This is a genomic window from Sanguibacter inulinus (genome assembly GCF_013415325.1).
Lineage (GTDB): Bacteria > Actinomycetota > Actinomycetes > Actinomycetales > Cellulomonadaceae > Sanguibacter > Sanguibacter inulinus.
Genome location: NZ_JACBYE010000034.1, coordinates 1 through 22564, shown reverse-complemented (window position 1 = coordinate 22564; position 22564 = coordinate 1). Strand labels below are relative to the sequence as shown.

Genomic DNA, 22564 nt, shown 5'->3' with positions numbered 1-22564 from the left:
GCGCACGCAGGTGCGTGCGGTCGAGGAGGTGCCCCGGGGGGAGGGGTGGTTCAGACCGCGCGGCGCTTGAGCTTGCGGCGCTCGCGCTCGGAGAGCCCGCCCCAGATGCCGAAGCGCTCGTCGTTCTCGAGCGCGTAGTCGAGGCACTCGGACCTGACGTCGCAGCTCACGCAGACCTTCTTGGCCTCGCGGGTCGAGCCGCCCTTCTCGGGGAAGAACGCCTCGGGGTCGGTCTGGGCGCACAGAGCGCGCTCCTGCCACCCGATGATCGCCTCGTCGTCGGCGGCGCCGAAGAGCGGCAGCACAGGCGCGAGCGTCTGCGGTGCGTCCTCGGTCAGTCCCGCGTCAGTGGGGAAGTCTTTGTCCTCGTCGAGCAGGTCCCACATGGCACACCCCCTCCGGGCATCAGCAGTCGTCTCACGATCGGCAGCCGCGGCAGACGTATGAGCGTGATCTCGCTCACGTTCTCAGGGCGCACGGCGTGGACCGTTGACGTAAATTACACGCGTGTCACTTCTATGAGTCAAGCCGAGTTGTTCCGTTTAGGACATAGGGGCGGGTGAAGTTCCGCACACCCCCGCGATTCGTGGCCCGACTACGATCGTGCTATGCCGCACACTCTGCCCTCCCTCCTCGGCGCCCTGACGACCGAGCCCGGACGACCACGCCTGACCTGGTACGGAGACGGCGGCGAACGCATCGAGCTGTCGGGCGCGGTGCTCGTCAACTGGGTGTCCAAGACGACGAACCTGCTGGTAGAGGAGTTCGACGCCGAGCCGGGCACCGTGGTCGTGACCGACCTGCCGCCGCACTGGCGGACCCTCGTCTGGGCTCTCGCGACGTGGCGGGCCGGTGCTCACCTGCGCGTCGTGGACGACTCCTCGGACCCCGCCGCAGACCTCTCGGGCGCCGACGTCGTGGTCACCGCGACCCCCGACCGCTGGACTACGCCGGACGGCACACGTCCCCGTGGGACCGAGCTCGTCGCCGTCGCGCTGCCCGCGCTCGCCCGGAGCTTCGGCGCGGACCTCCCGCCCGGGACCGTCGACGCCGCGTCGGCCGTCATGACCTACGGCGACCAGGTCGGGTACGTCGCACCGCTCGACCCGGACGAGACCGCCCTGAGCTCAGCGCGAGGCGACGTGGCCTTCGCCGCGCTGCTCGACTGGTCACGGTCGCAGGTCGACCCCGTGGCGCCCGGCGACCGCACCCTCGTGGCGGTGCCGGCGGGACCGGGGGCTGTCGTCAGCCTGCTCGCCACAGCGCTCGACCTGTGGGCCGCGGACGGTTCTCTCGTGCTCGTCCAGCCCGACGACGACGGCACGCTGCCGCCCGGCCGGCTGGCCCGCCTCGTGGAGACCGAGCGGGTCACGGCCCAGCGCTGACCAGCCGGTCAGGCACACGCTGCGGCACGAAGTCGGGCAGACTGTGACGATGCGCGGAATCATCTTGGCCGGCGGGTCCGGCACCAGGCTCCACCCGATCACGCTCGGCGTCTCGAAGCAGCTCGTGCCCGTCTACGACAAGCCGATGATCTACTACCCTCTCTCGACGCTGATGCTCGCGGGGATCAGAGACGTCCTCGTCATCACCACCCCCCACGACGCCGAGCAGTTCCGGCGCCTGCTGGGCGACGGGTCGCAGTTCGGCATCTCGATCCAGTACACGGTCCAAGAGGTCCCCGACGGGCTGGCCCAGGCCTTCGTGCTCGGCGCAGACTTCATCGGCGACGACTCGGTCTCGCTCGTGCTCGGCGACAACATCTTCTACGGCCCCGGCCTGGGCAACCAGCTCTCGCGCTTCACCGACATCGACGGCGGCGCGGTCTTCGCCTATAGGGTGTCCGACCCCACCGCCTACGGCGTGGTCGAGTTCGACGACGCAGGCAAGGCGCTCTCGCTCGAGGAGAAGCCGACGCACCCCAAGAGCAGCTACGCGGTGCCCGGGCTGTACTTCTACGACAACGACGTCGTCGAGATCGCCCGGTCGCTCGCGCCCTCGCCCCGCGGGGAGTACGAGATCACCGACGTGAACCGCACGTACCTCGAGCAGGGGCGGCTGCAGGTCGAGGTGCTCCCGCGTGGGACTGCGTGGCTCGACACCGGGACCTTCGACTCGCTGCTCGAGGCGTCGGACTACGTCCGGACGATCGAGAACCGGCAGGGCCTGAAGATCGGCGCTCCCGAGGAGATCGCCTGGCGCCGCGGGTTCCTCGACGACGAGGCGCTCGCCGAGCGCGCCCACGCGCTCGTCAAGTCCGGCTACGGCAGCTACCTGCTCGGGCTGCTGGACGAGGGGCCCGGTCCGCGCTGACCGGCCCCTGCCCCGCCGGTCAGGACGTCGCGACGACGTCCTGACCGGCGACTGCCCAGCGTCCGCGCCAGTCGCCGATCGGCTCGACACCGGCAGCCACCAGGCTGGCGTGCCCCAGGACCGAGTAGGCGGGGCGAGGCGCGGGCCGCACGAAGTCCGCGCTCGTCGTCGGCGTCACCACCTCAGGGTCGAGACCAGCCGTCGCCACGGCCTCACGGGCGAAGTCGAACCACGTCGCCTCTCCCGAAGACGTCGCGTGGAAGATCCCGCCAGCCACCTCGGCGTCGACCAGCCGGAGGACGAGGTCGGCCACGTCACCCGTCCACGTCGGCTGCCCGCGCTGGTCGTCGACCACCGAGACTGCGCCGCGCTCGGCTGCCACCCGTGCGATGGTCCGCGGGAAGCTCCCGCCTGCGGCGCCGTAGAGCCAGGCCGTGCGCACGACCATGTGCTCGGGGCTCGCCGCGAGCACAGCCCACTCCCCCGCCGCCTTGGTCCGGCCGTACGCCGAGACCGGCGCGATCTCCGCGTCAGCCTCGTAGGGCTGGGTGGCCGAGCCGGCGAACACGTAGTCGGTCGACACCTGCACGAGGCGTGCGCCGTGCGCCGCGGCTGCCCGGGCGAGGTTCGCCGCGCCCACGGCGTTGACCGCGAAGGCCGCCGCCTCGTGGGTCTCGGCGTCGTCGACCGCCGTCCACGCCGTGCAGTTGACCACCACGTCGAAGCCCGCGAGCACCTCGACGCACGCGGCGGCGTCGGTGACGTCGAGGGTGTCGCGTACCAGCCCGGTGACGTCACGCCCACCGCGCTCCAGGCGCGCGACCATGTCGTGGCCGAGCATGCCGGCAGCCCCGACGACCGCCCAGCGCGCCGTCGTCTCGGGGGTCGGCGTCCCGGGTGCGCGCTGCGTCCCGCTGTCCTCGTGCACGATGTCTCCTGTCGTCGTGGGTCCCGCAGCCGCGAGCCCGGACCAGCCTATCGGCGACAGGCACGACTACGATGGCCGTCCCGTCACGAAGGAGAGAGACCTGTGGAGTTCCGACAGCTGTCAGTGCCCGGTGCGTGGGAGATCACGCCGAAGCAGTTCGGCGATCCCCGCGGGGTGTTCCTCGAGTGGTTCAAGGGCGCGCCCTTCGCGGAGGAGGCCGGTCACGACCTCTCTCTCGCGCAGGCCAACCTCTCGGTCTCGGCCGCCGGGGTGCTGCGTGGCATCCATTTCGCGGACCTGCCCCCTGGGCAGGCGAAGTACGTGACCTGCGCACGCGGAGCGGTCCTCGACGTGGTCGTCGACATCCGCGTCGGCTCACCGACCTACGGGCAGTGGGACTCGGTCCTGCTCGACGACGTCGACCGTCGGGCGATCTACCTCTCGGAGGGGCTCGGGCACGCCTTCTTGTCCCTCGAGGACAGCTCGACCGTGCTCTACCTGTGCTCCGCGCCCTACGCGCCCGGCCGTGAGCACGGCGTGCACCCCCTCGACCCTGCGATCGGCATCGACTGGCCGACGACGGCTCGGGACGGCTCACCGCTGCGCTACGAGCTGTCCGAGAAGGACGCTGCGGCACCGACCCTCGCAGAAGCCCTCGAGAGCGGGCTGCTGCCCTCGTCGGGTGATGTCGAGCAGTTCCTCGCCGGCCTCGTCTGACCTCGCTGAGGCTGGGCCACCCCGAGCCAGCACCTTCACGCGCGAACCGGCACGGGCAGCTGCGGGCAACGGTCGCGACGAGCCGGCGACGCCTGCTCGCGGCAGCGGAGGATGGGGGACGGAGAACACGGTGCGGTCACGACAGGGCGTGGCGTAGGTGGTACTTAGAGACCGTCTAGGTACTGTGACCGCACTGTGAACATCGTCTGCAGGGGCGACGTGCGACCTCTGCGACCCAACGAGGGAACACCCACATGAAACGTCAGACCGCACTCGCGGTCGCGGCGGCGCCCCTTCTCGTCCTGTCTCTCGCCATCGCCGCACAGGCGGTGCCGTCAGACGACCCGAGCGCTCCCGTGACCGAGACCAGCCCGGCCGAGGCGACCGAGGTCCCCACCGAGGGTGCCCCGACCGACACCTCGACCAGCACCCCGACGGACGGCACAGACCCTGCGGCGGTGCCCTCCGACGACGCGCCTGCGACGGACGCACCGTCCGTGCCTGTCCAGACGGACGAGGGCGGGGCAGCCTCCGTCGAGCCCAACGCCGCGCTCCCGGACGCCGAGCTCCCCGACGCCGTCGCGCCCGCCGAGGGTGACCTCGAGCGTCCGGCCGACCCTGCGCTCGGCACCGCCGACGTGCAGATCACGCTCGCCTCGACCGATCTTGTCGCCGGTGCGGTCCTCGCCAGCGGCTACGTCACCGAGGTCGAGGAAGGCGGCACCTGCTCGCTCACCCTGACCCGCGGCGCCGAGGTCCTGACCATCGAGGCCCCCGCTGAGGCCGATGCCACGACCACGGTGTGCGGTGGGCTGACGATGACGACGACCGGGCTCGCCCTCGGTGAGTGGTCGGCGACCATCGGATACGACTCCTCCACCCGTTCAGGCGTCAGCGCGGCGACGACGGTGACGATCCGATGAGCACGGCATCCACGTCTCGGAGGGCTCCCGCAGCATTCGTCCTCGTGCTCCTCGCGGCCCTCTTGGCCCAGCTCCTCCCCGGAGTCCAGGCTCCAGCGGAGGCTGCTGCCTTCCGCCCCGGCATGATCATGTCGGACGGGGTCTTCAACAACTCCGCGTCGATGTCGGCCAATGACGTCCAGACGTTCCTCAACCAGAAGGGCGCGTCCTGCGTCGCCTCCGCGGCGGGGATCCCCTGCCTCAAGGACTTCCGCCAGTCGACACCCACGCGGGCTGCGACTCCGAGGTGCGCCACCTACTCGGGCGCAGCCAACGAGTCCGCGGCGACGATCATCCAGCGGATCGGCACCGCCTGCGGCATCAACCCGCAGGTCTTGCTCGTCCTCCTGCAGAAGGAGCAGAGCCTGGTCACAGCGAGCGGTGCCGCGCTCACGCCTCGCAAGTACCAGATCGCGACGGGTTTCGGCTGCCCTGACGGAGCTCCGTGCGACGACACCTACTACGGGTTCTTCAACCAGGTCTACAATGCGGCGTCCCAGTTCCGACGGTACGCGCAGAACCCTTATGGCTACGCGCACGTCGCAGGCCGCACCCAGGCGGTGCGCCTGCACCCGAACGCGGCATGCGGCAGCGCGACGGTCTACATCGAGAACCAGGCCACCGCGAGCCTCTACAACTACACGCCGTACACGCCCAACGGCGCCCTGCTCGCCGGCCGCCCCGACGGCTGCTCGTCCTACGGCAACTTCAACTTCGCGAAGTTCTTCACCGACTGGTTCGGCTCGACCCAGTACGAGACCTTCGGAGGCATCGGGGCTCTGTACGCCGCCAACAAGGCCCTTCTCGGTTCTCCGACGTCCAACGAGGTTCCGGGCCTGGTCCGCGGCGGCGCGCTGCAGCGGTTCACCAACGGCACCATCTACTGGACGCCCGCTGCCCGCGCGTTCATCGTCCGCGGCGGCATCGCCACAGGGTGGGGTCTGACCGGATGGGAGGGCGGGGTGCTCGGCTACCCGGCCTCCGCTGAGAAGACCCTCACCCGCCTCAAGGGCTCGGTGCAGACCTTCGAGGGCGGCTACATGTACTGGAGCCCTGTCGGAGGTGCGCAGCCTGTCCGAGGTGCGATCGCGTCGCGGTGGGCAGCGCTCGGCTGGGAGAGCAGCTGGCTCGGCTATCCAGTCACCGCGCAGCGTGGGCTCCGGGACGGCGGGCTCGTGCAGTCCTTCGAGGCCGGGCACATGTACTGGAGCAGGGTGGGCGGGGCGCAGACCCTCAGCATCCCGTTCGCCACGCGCTGGGCGTCCCTCGGCTGGGAGTCTGGCCCCCTCGGGTACCCGATCACGAGCGAGCGTGCGATCAGCCGCGGAGCCGTGCAGTCCTTCGAGGGCGGATCGCTCTACAAGACCCCTGCGAACGGTATCCAGCCGGTCCGTGGTGGCATCATGACCTGGTGGGCCGCACGAGGGTGGGAGGCGGGTTCCTTCGGCTACCCGACGACCGGCGAGCGTACGGGTCTCCGGGCCGGCGGCGCAGTGCAGAACTTCGAGAGGGGCGCCGTCTACTGGACCCCGATGTACGGCGCGAAGGGCGTGAACGGCGCGATCCTGACAGCCTGGGGCGCGGGTGGATGGGAGAACGGCCGTCTCGGGTACGCCACCTCTGAGCCGACGGTCTCCGGCACGACGACCACACAGGCCTTCGAAGGCGGTCGCATCACCCACGACGGGCGCACAGGGAAGACCAACATCACCTACCGCTGACGTCCGCAGAGCCTGGGCCCGGCCACGTGTGGCCGGGTCCAGGCTCCCGGACTCCCGGACTCCCGGACTCCCGGACTCCCGGACTCCCGGACTCCCGGACTCCCGGACTCCCGGACTCCCGGACCGATCAGACCAGGCGTCGGACGAGCCTCCAGTAGCCCTTCAGCACGCCCTGGACGATTCCTCCGCCAGCCGGCAGCGGGAACTGCGCGGGGTCGAAGGTGTCGGTCAGCCTGCTCACCAGGTCCTTGTCCGCGACGGTCCGCGTGGACTGCACGAGCCGACGGCGTTGCCGGACCCACCCGGTGTTGCGCAGGATCCAGCTCCACCCCTTGACCTTCTGCCTCCACCAGCCCTCCTTGAGGGCGATGAGGAAGATCGCCACCTCGAAGGCCAGCAGCGGCAGCGCGAGGAGTGCCAGGAGACGCGCGCCGTACCCCGTGAGGACGAACAGCAGACGGTTGCGCTCCACCAGGTACATCTTGAGCGGCGAACGGCTGAACTCGTAGTGGTGGTCTGCGACCGCGGCCGGCACGTAGTGCACGGAGAGCCCGCGCTGCCACACCCGCCAGCTGACCTCGAGGTCCTCGACGTAGGCGAAGAACTTGTCGGGGAACCCCCCGAGGGAGCGCCACAGCTCCGCGGTGACGACGAGGCACGCCCCGGTCGCCGAGGCGATCTCCCGTGGTTCTTGGTGCGCCGCGACTGGCTCCTCCATGCCCCCAGCCCAGCTGAGCCCGAGGACGTGGATGGGGTTCCCCACGCTGTTGACGAGGTCGGGCCTGTCGGCGAGGCGCACGCACGCGCTGACGATGCCACGGCCGGGCACGTCGACCTCGTCGACGAGGATCCGCAGTGCGTCGGGCGCCACGATGGCGTCGCTGTTGACGAAGGCGAGGTGCGTCGAGGTCGCCTCGAGCGCTCCGAGGTTCACGCCGCCGGCGAACCCGAGGTTCTCCGCCGGGCGCAGCACCTGCACGCGTGGGTCGTCGGGCAGCGTCGCGACGGCGTCAGAGGTGCAGCCGTTGTCGACGAGCACCAGCTGGACGTCGATGCCCTCGGAGGCGAGGACGGCGGCGACCGCATCCGAGAGGTACTCCTCCACGCCGTAGGCGAGCATGATCACAGATACGTCCTGTGCGGGCACGCGGACTCCTTCAGTGCCGGGGACGGGCTGTTCGGGCTGTTCGGGCTGTGCAGGCACGGTGTCAGGCGTCCTGTCCGTAGCTGGCGCGCACATGGCGCCTGTAGAGCCAGGCGTAGGCGGGGGGCGTGGTCTTGAGCAGCACGGCGCCGGCGACCGTCGCTGGAGCGCGACGAGCCAGGCGTACGAGCGTGCTCCACCGGATGCGGCGTCTGCAGTCGCGGACCACCTGCGTGTCTCGGACGGTCGCGGGCTCCTTCAGGAGCGCGCGCTGCGCGGAGGTGAGCGTCAGGAAGACCATCGCGTGGTCGACCGCGGCGCGCAGGCCATCGGTCGAACCCGGACCGGAGAGCAACGCGTCCCGCAGGTACTGCTCGGCGGTGTCGAGCTCGCTCACGGGCGGGATCGAGCCCCAGGTGACGGAGTCTGCGCGCACGCGGTACAAGTACACCGGCGCGTCGACGACCCGCACCGTCCGCGCACGCGACGCGAGCACGGGATTGGTGAGGAAGTCCTCGTTGATGATGCCCTCGGGGTATGTCACGCCGTCGTAGAGGCTGCGTCTGAGCAGCTTGTCGCAGGTGAACGGCGTGATCTTGTCGTAGAGCCCCAGCTCGGCCGCGCGACTCCCTGCGAAGTCGCCCGTCACCGCCGGGTGGCGCTCACGGCGCGACCCGTCCGGGCGGACGTACACGACGTTCCCGACCACGACGTCTACGTCGTCGTCGAGCGCTCCCACCAGGGTCTCGAGGTAGCCCGGGAGCATCTCGTCGTCGGAGTCTACGAAGGCCACGAACTCCCCTGTCGCGGCAGCCACGCCGGTGTTCCGCGCAGCGGCGGCCCTGCGGTTCGTGGGGTGCGTGAGGTAGCGGACCCGCCCATCACCTCCCCGCTCGGCGAGGTGCGCCCGGACGGTCTCGACAGAGGCGTCGGTCGACGCATCGTCGACGAGCAGCAGCTCGAGGTCGGTGTGGGTCTGGTCGAGCACGCTGCGCACGGCGCGGACGATCGTGTCCTGGGCGTTGTAGACCGCCATGACGACGGAGACTGTGGGCACGACGACGCACCTTCCTGGGTCCTGCGGGCGGTGCAGCACGGTGCACCCTGGGCGGTCACGGTGGGTCGCGGTCCTGTGGGGGCGCGACCGGTCCGGTCAGTCGGCGCGCGGGACCTCGGGGCCGCCGTCGTCGGGGACTGGCGTGGGGTGAGAGGTCTTGTCCGCGATCCCTGCCTCGTCCAGGGTGCAGCGGATCAGCGCGATCTCCTCGGCGAGGGTGCGGGACTGCTCCTCCTGCGCGGAGAGGGCGACGCTCAGCTGGATGCACACCCCCAGCAGGATCACGAGGGCGACGGCGAAGACGAGGTTCGACGGCGTCTCGACGCCGACGAGCCTGGCGAGCGAGACGGCCAGGTTCGGCCAGACGCACACGACGATGATGCCGAGGCCGAGAGCGATCCACACGGCCGCGTACTTCTCCCGGATGCGGCGGCTGCGCATGAGCCCGACCAGGGAGGCGAGGACGACGACCGACAGGCCGACGACAAATCCGTAACCGCTCATCAGACTCTCTCCTCCTTGGTGACACCCGGTCGGGTGAGGGCGATGCACAGTGCGAGCATCGCCCGGACGAGGAACACTGCGGCCTTGACGGGGCTGTGGGACGGGCGACCACCCGCGCGCGGGCGCATCGTCACCCCGACCTGCCCCACCTTCATCCCCGCGCGGGCGGCGATGACGAGCGCCTCGACGGTGTCGCCGAGGTACTCGGCCGGGTAGGTGCGGGAGAACAGGTCGACGGCGCGCGGCCCGCAGGCCTTGAACCCGGACGTGGTGTCGGTGAGCCGGGCACGCGTCACGCGGGACAAGATCGTGGAGAGCACCTTCATGGCCCAACGACGAGGGCCGCGGGCCTCGTACTCCCCCTCCCCTGCGAAGCGGGCACCGATCATCACGTCGTTGCCGGTGGAGCTCAGCGCGTCGAACATGGTGACGACGCCGGCCGGTGGGTGCTGACCGTCGGCGTCCAGCTGGACCGTGTAGCCGTACTGGTTGCGCACGGCAAACTTGTAGCCGGCGCGCATCGCGCCGCCGACGCCGAGGTTGACGGGGAGCTGCAGCACGCGGACGCCCTTCTCGCGGGCGACCTCGTACGTGCGGTCGGTCGAGCCGTCGTCGACGACGAGGACGTCGACGTAGGGCAGCTCGGCAGCCACCTCGTCGAGCACGGCGCCGAGAGTCTCCTCCTCGTTCCATGCCGGGATGATGACGAGCACGCGCTCGGTGAGGAAGTCGACCATGCCCGTCATCCTACCGATCGAGCCGCACGCGACCGCACGAGCGCGGCGGCGTGGATCGCCGCGCCGACCAGCGGGCTGACCCACAGGCTCAGCAGGACGCGCTCCTCGAGAGGCCATGGCGGGAGCAGGAGCACGACCGCGAGGATGCTCGCGACGGCCCACCCGGCCGAGTACACGCGGTGCCTGCCGAGAGCCAGGACGGCCGTCCCCGTGAGCGTGAGGAGCGCGAGGAGCGCACCGGCGCCAGTCAGCGCGGCCAGGATGCCCGGGCCGATCTGCTGGTCGAGCACCACGTCCATGAGCCAGGGACCGACCAGCGCCGCGAGCCCGGCCCCGACGGCGCCGACGACCGCGACGATGCCCACGATCACGGTGAGCGTCCGGGCGCGTCGCTCCGGGTGCTCCACGAAATGGGTGATCGCCACCCCCTGGAAGGCGTTGAGGGGCAGGAGCAGGGGCGCCCGGGTCAGCGAGATCGCGAGGAGCAGCGGGGCGGCGGCTGTCACGACGTCGTCCGGGGTGGTGAGCTGGATGAGCACGGGGAAACCGACGACGAGCACGGCGGTCGAGGACGAGGCGACGATCGCGTGCCCGAGCCCCGACACGTACCGGCGGGCAGGCCTGTCGGCCCGCATGGAGAGGGTGCTGCGGGTGGTACGGCTCGTGGCGAGAGCCAGCAGCCAGGCTCCCGTCGCGACGGCCGAGGCCACCATGAGGTTGACGAGCGTGGCGCTCACCACGACCACGACGACGACCAGCACCAGGCGCACGACCGACTCGAGGCCGACGACGCGCGCATAGACCTTCCAGGACCCGGCGCCGGCGAGAGCTCCCGTCGCGGAGGCGTGGCCGGAGAAGGCGAGCGCGGCCGCGGCGACGAGGACCACGCCGAGCACCGTGTGCTCCTGGAGGACGTTCGAGGCCCAGAGCGGGGAGGATGCGAGGACGGCCACTGCGATGAGCCCGCCGACCGCGAGCCCGACCGGGACGACCCTGGCACCAGAGGCACCCGTCGGGAGGTCGCCCTGCATCGAGGCTCGCACCGCGCGGGTGCTCTCGTTCTGGATGCCGCCTGTGATACCGACGACCGCGAAGAGCAGCGACCAGAAGACGAGGAACAGCGCGGTGTCGGCGGCTGACGCCGTCCGGGAGACGAGCGCCTGGACGACGAACCCGGTCGCGGCGACGACGATCCCCGCGACCGCGACGCCGCGGGCTCCGCGACCGTCGAGCTCGCCAGCACGGCTCGCCGCGACCTCGCCCGCGCCGGCAGGGTCCGAGACGCTCACAGGTCTGCACCCACCGGTCGTGCCTCGACCGTCGTGACGCCGAGGGACCGGCCCGGGGTGTCGTCCGAGGGCGTCGAGGAGGCGGGCGCCGGGGGCGCGGTCGCAGCCACGAGGTCGTGCGTCATCAGTGCTTCTCTCCTGGGTTGGTGTCTGCCCGCTGCGGTTGCGCGCAGGGAGGGGTCGTCGTGCGTGCGTTCGGGGTGTGGTCGGCTGCGGGAGACCGGCTCAAGCAGCCTACGTCAGGCCTCCGGCGCACCGGTCGGGCCGAGCGCCGGCAGTGCCGTCGCCGGGCGCCTCAGATCGCAGGCTCTTCCTTCGCGAGCGCGCTGACCCGTCGGTGGTCGTACGTACGGACGTGCTTCATGACGCGTCGTTCCAGGAGCAACCAGCTCGCTGTCGCGGGGACGACGACCACGGCTGCGGTCGCGACCAGATAGACGAGGAAGTTCTCGTAGACGCCGTACACGGCGAGCAGCTGCTGGATCGGGAAGGTGTAGATGTAGACGCCGTAGGAGATGTCGTGGTCGCGCAAGACCTTCGGTGACGGGACCACCATGGAGAGCCACAGCAGGAGGACCGCGAGGAACGGGGCAGCAGCCTGACCACCCCAGGCGGGCCAGAGGGAGATCAGCCCGAAGGCGACGAGCCCTGCAGGCACCCCGACGACAGCACGCAGGGGGATGCGGTCCCGGAGCATGTAGACGAGCGATCCGCCGAGGAAGTACGGGAGCAGCTTCGCCATCAGGACGGCGTCGCCGTTGCCGCCGAACAGACGCACCACGGCACCGATCTTCGCCTGCGCCAGGACGCTCAGCAGGAACACCGCGGCGAGAGGCCATGGCGACCGCTTGACGACCGGGATCAGCGCGAGGAAGCCGATGGCGAGGTAGCAGAGGAACTCGTAGTAGAGCGACCACAGCGAGCCGTTCCACGCGCCGGGGTAAGGCACCCCCGTCGGCGTCCCCGCGACGGAGTAGTCGCCCATCTGGAGGAACATGGACGTGTAGACGTGGTTGAGCGGGGTGTTGGCGGTCGTCAGGTACCCGCTCAGGGTCCCGTTGGCGTGGTGGTAGCCGAGCGGGGCGAACAGGACCACCACGACCACGAGGCTCATGAGGAACGCGGGGAAGATCCGCGCGATGCGATGCACGAGGTACTCGGCTAGATGGGTCCGCATGCGGCTGGCGGTGATGAGGTAGCCGCTGAGGATGAAGAACCCGGCGACCGCCCACCCGCCGATGCTCTCACCCTGCCAGATCGGCTCTTCCCGCCCGGCGAGGGTGAAGGCGTGCGCCAGGAGCACCGAGAGCGCCAGGACCAGCCGGAAGAGGTTCAGGCTGTTGCGGCGTGGGTCGAGCTGGCGCGGGCTGAGCACGGCGCGCGGTCGCAGGTTCGGCTGGTTCACCGGCCCAGTGTCCCGTGCGACCCGGACGCAGCACAAACGACAGCCCGCTGGCGCGTCTGCCTGCACCGCCGCTGCACCTCGACGGTCGGCCGGGTCATCCCGTCTCAGCCATCTGCTCCTGGAGCGTCCCCTCGAGGGTTCGCGCGTAGGTCTCGGTCAGGTGGTTGTCGCGGAACACCAGGACGTTCCCCTCGACGGCGCGGCACGCCGTCGGAGCGCAGACGTCGTCGACGAGGTCGATCGTCCGGACCCCGGCGATCTGCTCGGCCGCGTCCGCACCGCGAGAGACCTGCTGCAGCGCCGCCGTCCTGTCCGAGCTGCACGTCGCGGAGTCGCGGCCGTTCTGGGCGATGCAGCCGGGCCCGTCGAAGGACGGGAAGGGCAGCGGACGGACGTAGAACACCTTGGTCCCGGCGTCGACGAGCGGGGTCCACGCCTGCTGGAAGCCGGAGACCGCGGTGGCGTCGTCGGGCCAGCTCCACTGGAGCGCCTCGAGGTAGCCGACCTCGCTGAGGTTGGCGACGACGGCGACGTCGGGCCGCTCGGTCGCGAGCATCTGGAGGACCTGGCGGTTGTGGTCGACGCACGACTGCTCGGGCCACCGCCCGAGGTCGAGGCTGAAGGGGCAGCCGTCCTTGAACAGGACGAGCAAAGACCTGCCCTGGCTGGCCGCGATCGCGGACAGGGGGGCGACGTACTGGGCCGCGTGGGAGTCTCCGAGCAGCACCATGGAGGGTGCTGTCGGGGACGCGGACCCGTACCGGCACTCCGTCGTGGACGCGGCGATGGCGGCCACGTCGAGCGCGTTGCACCCGTCGCGGTACACGACGGGGAGGTCCTCGGTCGCCACCACCGGGTCGGGGATCACCGGGGCGACCTGAGCCGGGGGGACCCCTCCGGCTCCCAGCGCCCGGGCACCGGGGTACAGCGGGTCGACGCCGACGTCCGCCAGCGCGGCCTCGGCAGCGCGGCGCTCCCGCTCGACGTAGAGACCCGGCACCGTCGCGGCCGAGGCGACGAGCACCACGAGGCTCAGCGCGAGCCCGACCGAGGCGACGTCGCGCACCGGCCGGACCGACCGACCGTGCCGCGCGGCCGGCGACCTCGCGGGCAGGGTCCACGGCCGCCGGAACCGGTTCTCGACCCACCGGGTCGAGGCGGCGCTGATCAGCAGGGAGGCGGCGAGGAGACCCAACCCCTGGACTCCCGAGATCCAGACCGATCCGGTCCAGGCCGCGAAGAACACGATGACGGGCCAGTGCCAGAGGTAGAGGCTGTACGAGATGTCGCCGATGTAGACGGGGACCCGGGTGGACAGGAGCGCGTTGGCCGACAGCCGGCCCTGACGCTCGCCCGACCCGGAGAGCAGCACCAGGGCCGTGCCGACGGTCGGGACGAGGGCGACAGCGCCCGGGAATCCCTCGACGCCGTCGAGCAGCAGGGCTGAGGCGGCGACGAGGGCGAGGCCGATCCAGCCGACCGCGGACCGGGTGGTCCAGGTGAGCCGCCCCGAGGTCAGCCTGGGCAGGAGGAGGGCGACGAGACCGCCGAGGACGAGCTCCCACACGCGTGTGAGCGTCGAGTAGTACGCCGCTGCACCTTCTGCGCGGCCGCTGAACCAGAGCGACCACGCGAACGACGCGAGCCCGACGAGGCCGAGCACGAGCACCAGGGGGGCGACGCTGCGAAGGGCCCGTCGCCTCACCACCCCGACGGCGTAGGTCACGACGACGAGCAGCGGGACCACGAGGTAGAACTGCTCCTCGATCGACAGGGACCAGAAGTGCTGGAACGGGGAGACGGCCTGGGACGCGGCTTCGTACTGGCTCGAACCGAAGGCGAGGACGAGGTTCTGGACCGAGAAGACCGAGGCGAGCGCTGACCCGCTGATCTCAGACCACCGGGTCATGGGCAGGAGCACCACGGACAGGAGGACCGTCACCACGATGACGAGTGCCGACGCGGGGAGCAGGCGGCGCGCACGGTGCGCGTAGAACCGCGCGAGCCGCACCCGTCCGGTCTCCGACGCCTCACGACCGAGGGACCCGATGATGAGGAAGCCGGAGATCACGAAGAAGACGTCGACACCCACGAAACCGCCCGGGACGAAGGACGGTCTCAGGTGGTAGGCGACCACGAGCAGCACCGCGACGGCGCGCAGACCCTGGATGTCTGCGCGTCGTCGTGGTCGTGCACCCCCTGCTCCCCCGGCGGCGGCCGCCGTGACAGCGGACGGCGCCGGGGTTCCTGCCAGACCTGACATCTACTCCGCTCCAGCCAGCTCAGGTGTGATCTCGTAGATGCGGACCTCGGGGTTCTCGTAGACGAGCTCGAAGACGTCGGGAAGGTCCTGGAGGTCGTCGAGCCCGGTCGAGCGGCCGTCGGCGCCCTCGATGACGCCCTCCATGACGACTGCGAACCTGATGTCCAGGTCGTCGACCGCTGCCTGGACGTCGGCGCGGTCGGCGATCTCGTCGAAGTGGTCGAGCAGGAGGATCTGCTCCTCGGACGACGTGTCGCGGGCGTAGTGGCCCGCGACAGGGCGGACGCCCGCGATGGCGTACATCCAGGCGGAACCGTCGACGTTGTCGTTCATGACGCGCTGGTCGTCTCCGACGCGCGCCTCGAGCTCTCGCATGCCGTCGATCTTGAGCGGCGAGACCATCGGGCCGTAGGTGTACCTGTAGTGCACGGCCCAGTAGCTGCGGTCGAAGTACTCGGCGCCCATGGAGACCGCGAAGATCGCGACCGCGAGCAGTGCTGCGACACCGGCAGTCCCTTCGGACCGCAGCGACGGGCTGATCTTCTCGAGCTGTGCAGTCAGGCGCGTCGACCTGCGCACGAGCCGGACGGCGATCTCCCCGACGGTGTCGAAGAGGACCGCGACGAAGACCGGGGCGAGCACCGCGGCGAGAGCCGCGAGCCGCAGCTGGTCGTTCCACCAGGTCCCGGTGAGGAGGAGCGAGAGCGGCGAGTCGATCGACACCGCGAAGACGTAGAGCGCCATCGCGCCGAGCATCGAGATCGCCAGGGCGTACGTGGGCGAGTAACGGCGGCGGAACGCCAGGACGGCTCCGGGCAGCACGAGGACAGCCAGCGAGAGCTGATAGGTGTCTCGGTAGCCGGTGCCGAAGAGCAGGGCACTCTCGACGCCGTCCCGCAGGGTCTTGAGCGCGGGCCAGTCGTAGGCGAGGTCGCCGGCGATACTGACGAGCCCGAGCACGACGGGCACGAGCAGGACGACGGTGAGCCCCGCGGTGACGAGCAGCCACACGACGGTGGACTTGATGCGGTCGCGCTGCTGGACCAGGAGGGCGACGACGAGGGGCCCCCCGAGGACCATGAGGCTCGTGACGCCCGAGGTGTGGACTGCCACGATGCCACCGCAGGCTATGGCGATGACCAGCGCGTCTCCGGTCCCACGTCTGCGCGCCCCGTGGACGAGGAGCACGATGATCGGGATGACGAGCACGATCGACTGCGCATAGGGGTAGAGACCACGCCAGAGGAGCTCGTAGGGGTAGCTCGTGAACGAGGTGGAGACGATGAGCGCCATCCCGGTGCCGAAGGCCCCGATGTGCATCGTCTTCATCAGCAGGGCGAGGCCGAGGACGATCGCGACGAACCAGGTGATGACCTGGGCGTGCAGAGCGCCGACAGTCCCGACCTTCGCCGCGGCGCTCGTGAGCGCGACGAGTGCGTGGAAGGCGGACGGGTAGTAGTACCCGCGACCCGCTGCTGAGCTGTAGTTGTTGATCTCGGCGAGGCCCTCGGGCGTGCCGTCCCCGGTCTCGGCGATGTACCGGATCGCATTGGCCTGGAACACCGCGTCGTAGTCCTGCGGGACGATGTTGAACCAGTCGGAGACCTTGATGTAGACGAGGAACCCGACGAGGATCGCGGAGGCACCGGTGACCGCGACGAAGACGGACCCCTTGCTGGACCAGAGGCGCTCACCGCTCCGGTCGAAGCCGGTGCCGCGGCCCGGCCAGGTCCGCGCGACGAGCCAGACGACACCGCCGACGATCGCCGTGGTCAGGGCGAGGGTCCACACCGTCCACGAGAGACCCAGCAGACCCCAGAGGGTCGTGCCGAGGTAGACGACCCCGAGCGTCACCGCCGGTGCGGCGGCGACGCTCATGAAGATCGACTTGCGTGCGAGGAGCAGCACCGCGGTCCCGGGGACCCAGGTGATGAGGACTGCGGCGAGGATCGCCAGGACTACGTCGTGCGTGATCATCGGTGGAGCTGCCCCCTGCTGTGCTGCGAGCCCGTCCGGGTCATCGGACCGTCTTCGGCTGCTCGATCTGCGGACGGAACGTGATGCCCTTGACGGCGGCCTTGGCCAGACGGATGCGCAGGCGCCACGGCACCTTCGAGTGCGTGAGCTGCTTGACCATGTTCTCGGCGAGCGACGCAGCCAGGGTGGGGCTACGGAAGACGCGGGCCGAGGCGATCTGGTTGCGCACGCCGTACTCGAACTTCCAGATGTTGCCGTCGTTGACGTCACCGAAGTTGACGCCACGGTTCTGCGGGAGGAGGTGGTTGACCTTCGAGGACGGCAGGAAGATACCGGGACGGTACTTGGACAGACGCTGGGTGTACTCGGCGTCGTCGTACCAGATGAAGAAGTTCGCGCTCGGCAGGCCTACGGCGTGCACGGCCTCGCGGGTCACGAGGACCGACACGAAGGAGCAGGACTTCATGAGCGTGAAGTCCGCCCCGAGGGCGATCGGACGTGCGAAGTCCCACGTCGGCTCGGGAGTGTTCATCTCGCAGAGCGTGCCGTCCTTCCACAGGACGAGGCTGCACGCGAAGGACGGCAGGTACCCGAGGAGGTCCGATGCGCGCTCGAGACCGTTGACGAGCTCTTCGAGAGCCTCCGGCTGCGGCACCGTGTCGTCGTCCATGAGCCACATGGCATCGAGGCCGAGCTCGTAGGCGGCTGCGGTGCCCGCTGCGAAGCCACCGGCCCCGCCGGTGTTCTCCGGCAGACGCGTCACCGTGGTCGGGAAGGCGAACTCGCGCTGGGCGAGGTACTCCTCGGTCGCGTCCGTCGAGGCGTTGTCGATGATCACGACGTGGGCCGGCGGCGTCGTCTGCGCCTCGATGCCCGCGAGGGTCTGCTCGAGCAGCTCTCGGCGGTTGTAGGTGACGATGACCGCTGCAGCGCGCATCAGCTGGGCTCCTTGTGGGTGCGAAGGGTGGTGGTCAGGTAGGTCGCCGCAGACTCGACAGCGCTGAGCGCGGTGGCCAGCTCGGTCTGGACACGGGCTGCGGTCTCGAAGGCGCCGGGAGTCGTGGCGAGGTGCGTGAGCGCCGCGACGGACTCGCGGAGGAACCCGGCGGGCTCACGGGGGACCAACACCTGGGGGGCGATCACCGTGCGCTGGCTGCCGACGTCAGCCGAGAGCACGAGCACGCCGAACTGCTCGGCCTCGAGGGTGGTGAGGGTCAGGCCCTCGTTGTCCGAGGAGACGACCAGGACGTCGATCGACGACAAGAAGTCGTCGACGGGCCCCCAGGCGCGACGCTCGATGACGCCGGCGAGCCCGGCCCGCGCGATCTGACCGGAGGTCAGCTCGTCGAGGACGCCGCTCCCCTGCATCACGAAGGTGAAGTCGTCGGGGTGTCGTGCGTGGAGGCGCCGCGCCATCTCGACGAAGAGGAACGGGCGCTTCTGGGGTGCGAGCCGTCCGAGGAACCCGATCCTCAGGGCGCGGCCCTCTCGGGCGACCGGGGTCGGCACCGTCCCGGGACGCGGCGACGTCAGCGGGTGGTACCTCACCTTGCTCGGCTCGACGTGGGAGTCGAGCAGGTACAGGTCGCGCAGCTCCGGGGAGATCACGTGGTGCTCGTCGATGTGCTGTGAGTACTCGATGCTCGTCTTGACGAACCCGCCGGTCCGGTGCTCGACGATGTGCGTGCTGTCGATCACGACGGTCGACGGCCGGCGGTGGCGGAGCTCCGGCAGGAACCCGTAGGCCCGGGCGGAGTGGTGGATGTGCACGAGGCTGATGTCGTGGGCGACGACGAGGTTCTCGAGGAACTGTCCCCAGTCTTCTTCGGCCAGGGCGTTCGCGGGCAGGTAGACGTGGTCGGCGACGGCGAGGGCTCGTTCGACCTCACGCTGCGGGGCGGGCACGTCAGCCGTCATGACCACCTCGTACCCGGCTTCGCGGGCCAGCCGGGCCGCGTCGAAGGCCCACGACTCGGCACCACCGGTCTCGAGCCAGTGCAGGGCGAGCCAGGCGACCGGTCGTCCGTCCTGGGATCGGTGACGCTCGGGCACGACGCTGGTCAGCGCCGGCGAGATCGGAGCCATGCTCGCGCGGTGACCGATCACCTGCGAGTTGCGCTGCTGCCGCCAGCGGTCGAGCGACAACGGGGCTCGCCTGTACAGCTCTTTGTAGACACGGCCCGCCACCCTGCGCTTGAGCGACGTCGGCGCGATGAACTCGAAACCACCGCCGTGCTCGAGCATCTGGGCCGAGGGCACGATCAGCACCCGTGACACGACCGGGGCGGATCCTCCGCCCGCGGCTGGCACCGAGATGCGGCCGATGGCCCGGCCCTCTCCGTACATCCCACCTGCGCTGCTCGGGTGGATCGGCACCGGGCGCGGGAACGGCTCGATCGAGACGGCCTCGAGGACCAGCTCCAGGGGAGACCCCGGGTGCGCCAGAGCCAGGCTCCGGACCGCAGCGACGAACCACGTCGCACCGAGGCGGCCCACGACGTCACGTCCGTGGTCGGTCAGGCTCAGGCTGACGCCACTCACGCCGAGGGCCTCCTCGATCGCTGCGACCGTCTCGTGCGTGGTGTCCATAGGTGTCGTCCCCCGTGCGTCGTCGTTCTCTGTCATCAGTTCTCGCCCCGCAGGGCTGCGACGGCCTCGGCCGACGGGCCGTCGCTCACCACGACGCCGTGCCGCAGCAGGATCGCGCGGTCGCAGAGCTTGGACACCATGTCGAGATCGTGGCTGACGATCACGAGCGCCTTGCCCGACGCCTTGAGCTCGCGGATGCGGGCCAGGCACTTCTTCTGGAACGGCTCGTCCCCGACCGCGAGGATCTCGTCCACGAGGAAGATGTCCGGGTCCGTGTGGACAGCGACCGCGAAGGCGAGCCGCAGGAACATCCCTGAGGAGTAGAACTTCACCTCGGTGTCGATGAAGTCGGCGATCTCGCTGAACTCCACGATCTCGTCGAACTTGGCCTTGGTCTGCTCCTCGGACATCCCGAGGATCGCCGCGTTGAGGAACACGTTCTCTCGACCGGTGAGGTCGGGGTGGAACCCCGCACCCACCTCGATGAGACCAGCGATCTTACCCCGGACCAAGATCTCGCCCTGGTCGGGAGCCATGACCCCGGAGATGAGCTTGAGGAGCGTGCTCTTGCCAGACCCGTTGAGCCCGAGGAGCGCCACGGCCTCTCCGTCACGGACCTCGAAGCCGACGTCCTTGAGCGCGGTGAAGACGTTCTTGCTCGGCGTCGCGGACCTGCGGAACATCTTGACGATGCGGTCCTTGAGCGTGTGCGTGTGATTGAGGACGAAGGTCTTGCCGAGCTCGGAGACGACGATCCTCGGGAGGTCGGTCTGCGTCTGGGTGGCCGTCGGCGAGGTCATGTTCATGCTGCTCACAGCTCCTGTGCGAATCGACCGTCGAGGCGCCTGAACACGACCTGCCCGACGACGAGGAAGGCGACGGCGATACCGAGGGACACGAGCCCCATGACCAGGAGGTCCGGCGGCAGGGGCGCGGTCCCGTCCGTGGTCCCGTACCAGAATCCCCAGTGGAAGAGGTTGACCGCTGCTGTCATCGGGTTCGCCTGGTAGATGCGCCAGGCAAGACCGTCGCCGAGCGCGTCGGTGACGTTGGTCCACTGGTAGAGGACCGGCGAGAGCCACGTCACGACCATGAGGATCAGGTCGACGATGTTCTCCGCGTCGCGGAACAGCACGTTGACCGCACCGAACAGGAGCCCGAGCCCGAGCGCGAAGACCATGATGATGACCATGCCGAGCACGGCCCCGGCCAGCTGCATCGGCGTCGGCCGCCACCCGACGATCGCCGCGCCGACCAGGAGGACGAGCAGCTGCGGGAAGAAGTGCACCATGGCGACCCACAGCGACGAGACGGGGAACAGCTCGCGCGGCAGGTAGATCTTCTTGACGAGCGCCGAGTTGCCGACGATCGACCGCGTGGCGTTGCCGAAGGCCTCCGAGAAGAAGTTGACCGCGACGATCCCCGAGAACAGGTAGACCGAGAAGTTCTCGACCGAGTCGTTCATCTTCAAGAAGACGCCGACTGCGAAGTAGAACACCAAGAACTGCACGGCCGGCTTCACGTACGACCAGAGCAGACCGAGGACTGAACCGCGGTAGCGGACCCTCAGCTCTTTGCGGACGAGCAGCTTGACCAGGTACCGACGTCGGAACACGTCGACCAGGCCCGCGCCACGTCCTGGACGGACGAAGACGTCGTCCCCGGCGGAGACCGTGGTCACGCGTCCACTCCCCCGCTCTCGAGGCTCGTGCCCCGGGCGAAGTGAGGTGCGAGCTTGTTGTCGACCATCGAGAGCGCCGAGCCGATCGCCATGTGCATGTCGAGGTACTTGTACGTGCCCAGGCGTCCACCGAAGAGGACGTCCTTCTCCGCCGCGGCGAGGTCGCGGTAGGCCAGGAGGCGCTCACGGTCGGCCGCAGTGTTGATCGGGTAGTACGGCTCGTCGGTCTTCTCCGCGAAGCGCGAGAACTCGCGCATGATCACGGTCTTGTCCTTCGGGTAGTCCCGCTCGGGGTGGAAGTGGCGGAACTCATGGATGCGCGTGTACGGCACGTCGGCGTCCGCGTAGTTCATCACCGAGGTCCCCTGGAAGTCACCGGTCTGGAGCACCTCCTCCTCGAAGTCGAGGGTGCGCCAGGAGAGGTCGCCCTCGGCGTAGTCGAAGTAGCGGTCGACAGGACCCGTGTAGACCACGGGGACGTTGCCGACGACGTTCTTCTTGTTGACAGGCTGCGACTCGTCGAAGAAGTCGACGTCCAGGCGGACCTCGATGTTCTTGTGGTCGGCCATGCGCTCGATCCAGCGGGTGTACCCGTCGGTCGGCAACCCTTCGTGGGTGTCCGAGAAGTAGCGGTTGTCGTACGTGTAGCGCACAGGCAGGCGCGAGATGATGCTCGCCGGCAGGTCCTTGGGGTCCGTCTGCCACTGCTTCGCGGTGTACTCGCGGATGAAGGCCTCGTACAGCGGGCGCCCGATGAGGGAGATGCCCTGCTCGTCGAGGTTCTCCGGCGTCTTGCCGCCGAGCTCGGCGGCCTGCTCGAGGAGCAGGTCGCGGGCGGCCTGCGGACCGTGCGAGGAGCGGAAGAACTGGTTCACCGTGCCGAGGTTGATCGGCATCGGGTACACCTCGCCCTTGTGCGTGGTGTACACACGGTGCACGTAGTCCGTGAAGGAGGTGAACCTGTTCACGTACTCCCACACGCGCTCGTTCGAGGTGTGGAAGAGGTGCGCTCCGTAGCGGTGCACCTCGATCCCGGTCTGGGCCTCGTTCTCCGAGTAGGCGTTGCCGCCCACGTGGTGACGGCGGTCGACGACGAGCACCTTGCGGCCGTACTCCTCGGCGATCCGCTCGGCGACGGTCAGACCGAAGAATCCCGACCCTACGATGACAAGGTCCGCGTCCACGCACACTCCTCTGATAGTAGCTAGCCCGCCTAGGCTACCGGCTCGGGCACCAGGTACCGACGATCTCCGCCGTGATCTTGGCTCCCTCCCACC

21 protein-coding genes are annotated in these 22564 nt (G+C 69.7%); 5 read left to right on the top strand and 16 right to left on the bottom strand.

The features are described from left to right. Positions 1-50 precede the first annotated feature (50 nt). Positions 51-386, bottom strand: coding sequence for a WhiB family transcriptional regulator (locus tag HZZ10_RS13120; RefSeq protein WP_056136813.1), 336 nt, complete (start codon positions 384-386; stop codon positions 51-53). A 222-nt stretch (positions 387-608) separates the two neighbouring features. Here HZZ10_RS13120 and HZZ10_RS13115 point away from each other — a divergent pair, with 222 nt between their 5' ends. Then, positions 609-1385 (top strand): TIGR03089 family protein, encoded by a 777-nt coding sequence (locus HZZ10_RS13115; RefSeq protein WP_179913845.1) that lies wholly within the window; start codon positions 609-611, stop codon positions 1383-1385. A gap of 49 nt (positions 1386-1434) precedes the next feature. Beyond that, positions 1435-2313, top strand: a complete 879-nt coding sequence (gene rfbA, locus HZZ10_RS13110) for a glucose-1-phosphate thymidylyltransferase RfbA (protein WP_179913844.1) — start codon at positions 1435-1437, stop codon at positions 2311-2313. A gap of 19 nt (positions 2314-2332) precedes the next feature. On the opposite strand, the gene rfbD is transcribed toward rfbA, so the two are convergent. After that, positions 2333-3241: a dTDP-4-dehydrorhamnose reductase gene (gene rfbD / locus HZZ10_RS13105; protein ID WP_308507577.1), complete on the bottom strand. Its 909-nt coding sequence runs from the start codon at positions 3239-3241 to the stop codon at positions 2333-2335. Between the two features lie 102 nt (positions 3242-3343). Between rfbD and HZZ10_RS13100 the strand changes: the two genes are divergently transcribed. The 3 genes from HZZ10_RS13100 (at position 3344) to HZZ10_RS13090 (ending at position 6641) form a co-directional block, all read left to right on the top strand. After that, entirely contained in the window at positions 3344-3958 is a 615-nt protein-coding gene (locus tag HZZ10_RS13100) for a dTDP-4-dehydrorhamnose 3,5-epimerase family protein (protein WP_179913843.1), read from the top strand. A gap of 254 nt (positions 3959-4212) precedes the next feature. Beyond that, positions 4213-4881 (top strand): hypothetical protein, encoded by a 669-nt coding sequence (locus tag HZZ10_RS13095; protein WP_179913842.1) that lies wholly within the window; start codon positions 4213-4215, stop codon positions 4879-4881. Beyond that, the gene (locus HZZ10_RS13090; protein WP_179913841.1) at positions 4878-6641 is read left to right on the top strand and encodes a LasA N-terminal domain-containing protein; all 1764 of its coding nucleotides are present in this window, start codon (positions 4878-4880) and stop codon (positions 6639-6641) included. The genes HZZ10_RS13095 and HZZ10_RS13090 overlap by 4 nt, the downstream gene beginning before the upstream one ends. A gap of 127 nt (positions 6642-6768) precedes the next feature. On the opposite strand, the gene HZZ10_RS13085 is transcribed toward HZZ10_RS13090, so the two are convergent. The 14 genes from HZZ10_RS13085 to glf all read right to left on the bottom strand — a co-directional run bounded on the left by HZZ10_RS13085 (position 6769) and on the right by glf (position 22471). Next, positions 6769-7788 carry a glycosyltransferase family 2 protein gene (locus HZZ10_RS13085; RefSeq protein ID WP_308507576.1) on the bottom strand — a complete coding sequence of 340 codons (1020 nt, stop codon included), beginning with the start codon at positions 7786-7788 and terminating at the stop codon, positions 6769-6771. A 61-nt stretch (positions 7789-7849) separates the two neighbouring features. Next, positions 7850-8842, bottom strand: a complete 993-nt coding sequence (locus HZZ10_RS13080) for a glycosyltransferase family 2 protein (RefSeq protein ID WP_179913839.1) — start codon at positions 8840-8842, stop codon at positions 7850-7852. 96 nt (positions 8843-8938) lie between these two features. Further along, positions 8939-9346, bottom strand: coding sequence for a DUF2304 domain-containing protein (locus HZZ10_RS13075; protein WP_179913838.1), 408 nt, complete (start codon positions 9344-9346; stop codon positions 8939-8941). Further along, positions 9346-10083 carry a glycosyltransferase family 2 protein gene (locus HZZ10_RS13070; protein ID WP_179913837.1) on the bottom strand — a complete coding sequence of 246 codons (738 nt, stop codon included), beginning with the start codon at positions 10081-10083 and terminating at the stop codon, positions 9346-9348. Before HZZ10_RS13070 ends, HZZ10_RS13075 begins: the two co-directional genes overlap by 1 nt. A 5-nt stretch (positions 10084-10088) precedes the next feature. Continuing rightward, positions 10089-11372, bottom strand: a complete 1284-nt coding sequence (locus HZZ10_RS13065; protein WP_179913836.1) for a hypothetical protein — start codon at positions 11370-11372, stop codon at positions 10089-10091. Beyond that, positions 11369-11497 (bottom strand): hypothetical protein, encoded by a 129-nt coding sequence (locus HZZ10_RS19575; RefSeq protein ID WP_257152706.1) that lies wholly within the window; start codon positions 11495-11497, stop codon positions 11369-11371. Before HZZ10_RS19575 ends, HZZ10_RS13065 begins: the two co-directional genes overlap by 4 nt. Positions 11498-11667: 170 nt before the next feature. Continuing rightward, positions 11668-12777: an acyltransferase family protein gene (locus HZZ10_RS13060; protein WP_179913835.1), complete on the bottom strand. Its 1110-nt coding sequence runs from the start codon at positions 12775-12777 to the stop codon at positions 11668-11670. Positions 12778-12871: 94 nt separating this feature from the next. Next, on the bottom strand, positions 12872-15040 hold the full coding sequence (locus HZZ10_RS13055) for an acyltransferase family protein (RefSeq protein ID WP_179913834.1): 2169 nt from the start codon (positions 15038-15040) through the stop codon (positions 12872-12874). Next, entirely contained in the window at positions 15041-17017 is a 1977-nt protein-coding gene (locus tag HZZ10_RS13050; protein ID WP_179913833.1) for a DUF6541 family protein, read from the bottom strand. Between the two features lie 40 nt (positions 17018-17057). Continuing rightward, complete coding sequence (locus HZZ10_RS13045) at positions 17058-17954, bottom strand: glycosyltransferase family 2 protein (RefSeq protein WP_179913832.1); 897 nt, start codon at positions 17952-17954, stop codon at positions 17058-17060. Further along, positions 17954-19606, bottom strand: coding sequence for a glycosyltransferase (locus HZZ10_RS13040; protein ID WP_179913831.1), 1653 nt, complete (start codon positions 19604-19606; stop codon positions 17954-17956). Before HZZ10_RS13040 ends, HZZ10_RS13045 begins: the two co-directional genes overlap by 1 nt. A 35-nt stretch (positions 19607-19641) precedes the next feature. Then, positions 19642-20412 (bottom strand): ABC transporter ATP-binding protein, encoded by a 771-nt coding sequence (locus tag HZZ10_RS13035; RefSeq protein ID WP_228087555.1) that lies wholly within the window; start codon positions 20410-20412, stop codon positions 19642-19644. A gap of 5 nt (positions 20413-20417) precedes the next feature. Then, entirely contained in the window at positions 20418-21287 is an 870-nt protein-coding gene (locus tag HZZ10_RS13030; protein WP_179913830.1) for an ABC transporter permease, read from the bottom strand. After that, on the bottom strand, positions 21284-22471 hold the full coding sequence (gene glf, locus HZZ10_RS13025; protein WP_179913829.1) for a UDP-galactopyranose mutase: 1188 nt from the start codon (positions 22469-22471) through the stop codon (positions 21284-21286). The genes HZZ10_RS13030 and glf overlap by 4 nt, the downstream gene beginning before the upstream one ends. Positions 22472-22564: the final 93 nt, after the last annotated feature.

Bases quoted from the DNA above. Each gene is read 5' to 3' on its own strand.
- rfbA (WP_179913844.1), top strand. From the start codon at position 1,435: ATGCGCGGAATCATCTTGGCCGGCGGGTCCGGCACCAGGCTCCACCCG.
- HZZ10_RS13070 (WP_179913837.1), bottom strand. From the start codon at position 10,083: ATGGTCGACTTCCTCACCGAGCGCGTGCTCGTCATCATCCCGGCATGG.
- HZZ10_RS13120 (WP_056136813.1), bottom strand. From the start codon at position 386: ATGTGGGACCTGCTCGACGAGGACAAAGACTTCCCCACTGACGCGGGA.
- HZZ10_RS13035 (WP_228087555.1), bottom strand. From the start codon at position 20,412: ATGAACATGACCTCGCCGACGGCCACCCAGACGCAGACCGACCTCCCG.
- HZZ10_RS13115 (WP_179913845.1), top strand. From the start codon at position 609: ATGCCGCACACTCTGCCCTCCCTCCTCGGCGCCCTGACGACCGAGCCC.
- HZZ10_RS13050 (WP_179913833.1), bottom strand. From the start codon at position 17,017: ATGATCACGCACGACGTAGTCCTGGCGATCCTCGCCGCAGTCCTCATC.
- HZZ10_RS13045 (WP_179913832.1), bottom strand. From the start codon at position 17,954: ATGCGCGCTGCAGCGGTCATCGTCACCTACAACCGCCGAGAGCTGCTC.
- HZZ10_RS13095 (WP_179913842.1), top strand. From the start codon at position 4,213: ATGAAACGTCAGACCGCACTCGCGGTCGCGGCGGCGCCCCTTCTCGTC.
- HZZ10_RS13040 (WP_179913831.1), bottom strand. From the start codon at position 19,606: ATGGACACCACGCACGAGACGGTCGCAGCGATCGAGGAGGCCCTCGGC.
- HZZ10_RS13090 (WP_179913841.1), top strand. From the start codon at position 4,878: ATGAGCACGGCATCCACGTCTCGGAGGGCTCCCGCAGCATTCGTCCTC.
- HZZ10_RS13075 (WP_179913838.1), bottom strand. From the start codon at position 9,346: ATGAGCGGTTACGGATTTGTCGTCGGCCTGTCGGTCGTCGTCCTCGCC.
- HZZ10_RS13055 (WP_179913834.1), bottom strand. From the start codon at position 15,040: ATGTCAGGTCTGGCAGGAACCCCGGCGCCGTCCGCTGTCACGGCGGCC.
- HZZ10_RS19575 (WP_257152706.1), bottom strand. From the start codon at position 11,497: ATGACGCACGACCTCGTGGCTGCGACCGCGCCCCCGGCGCCCGCCTCC.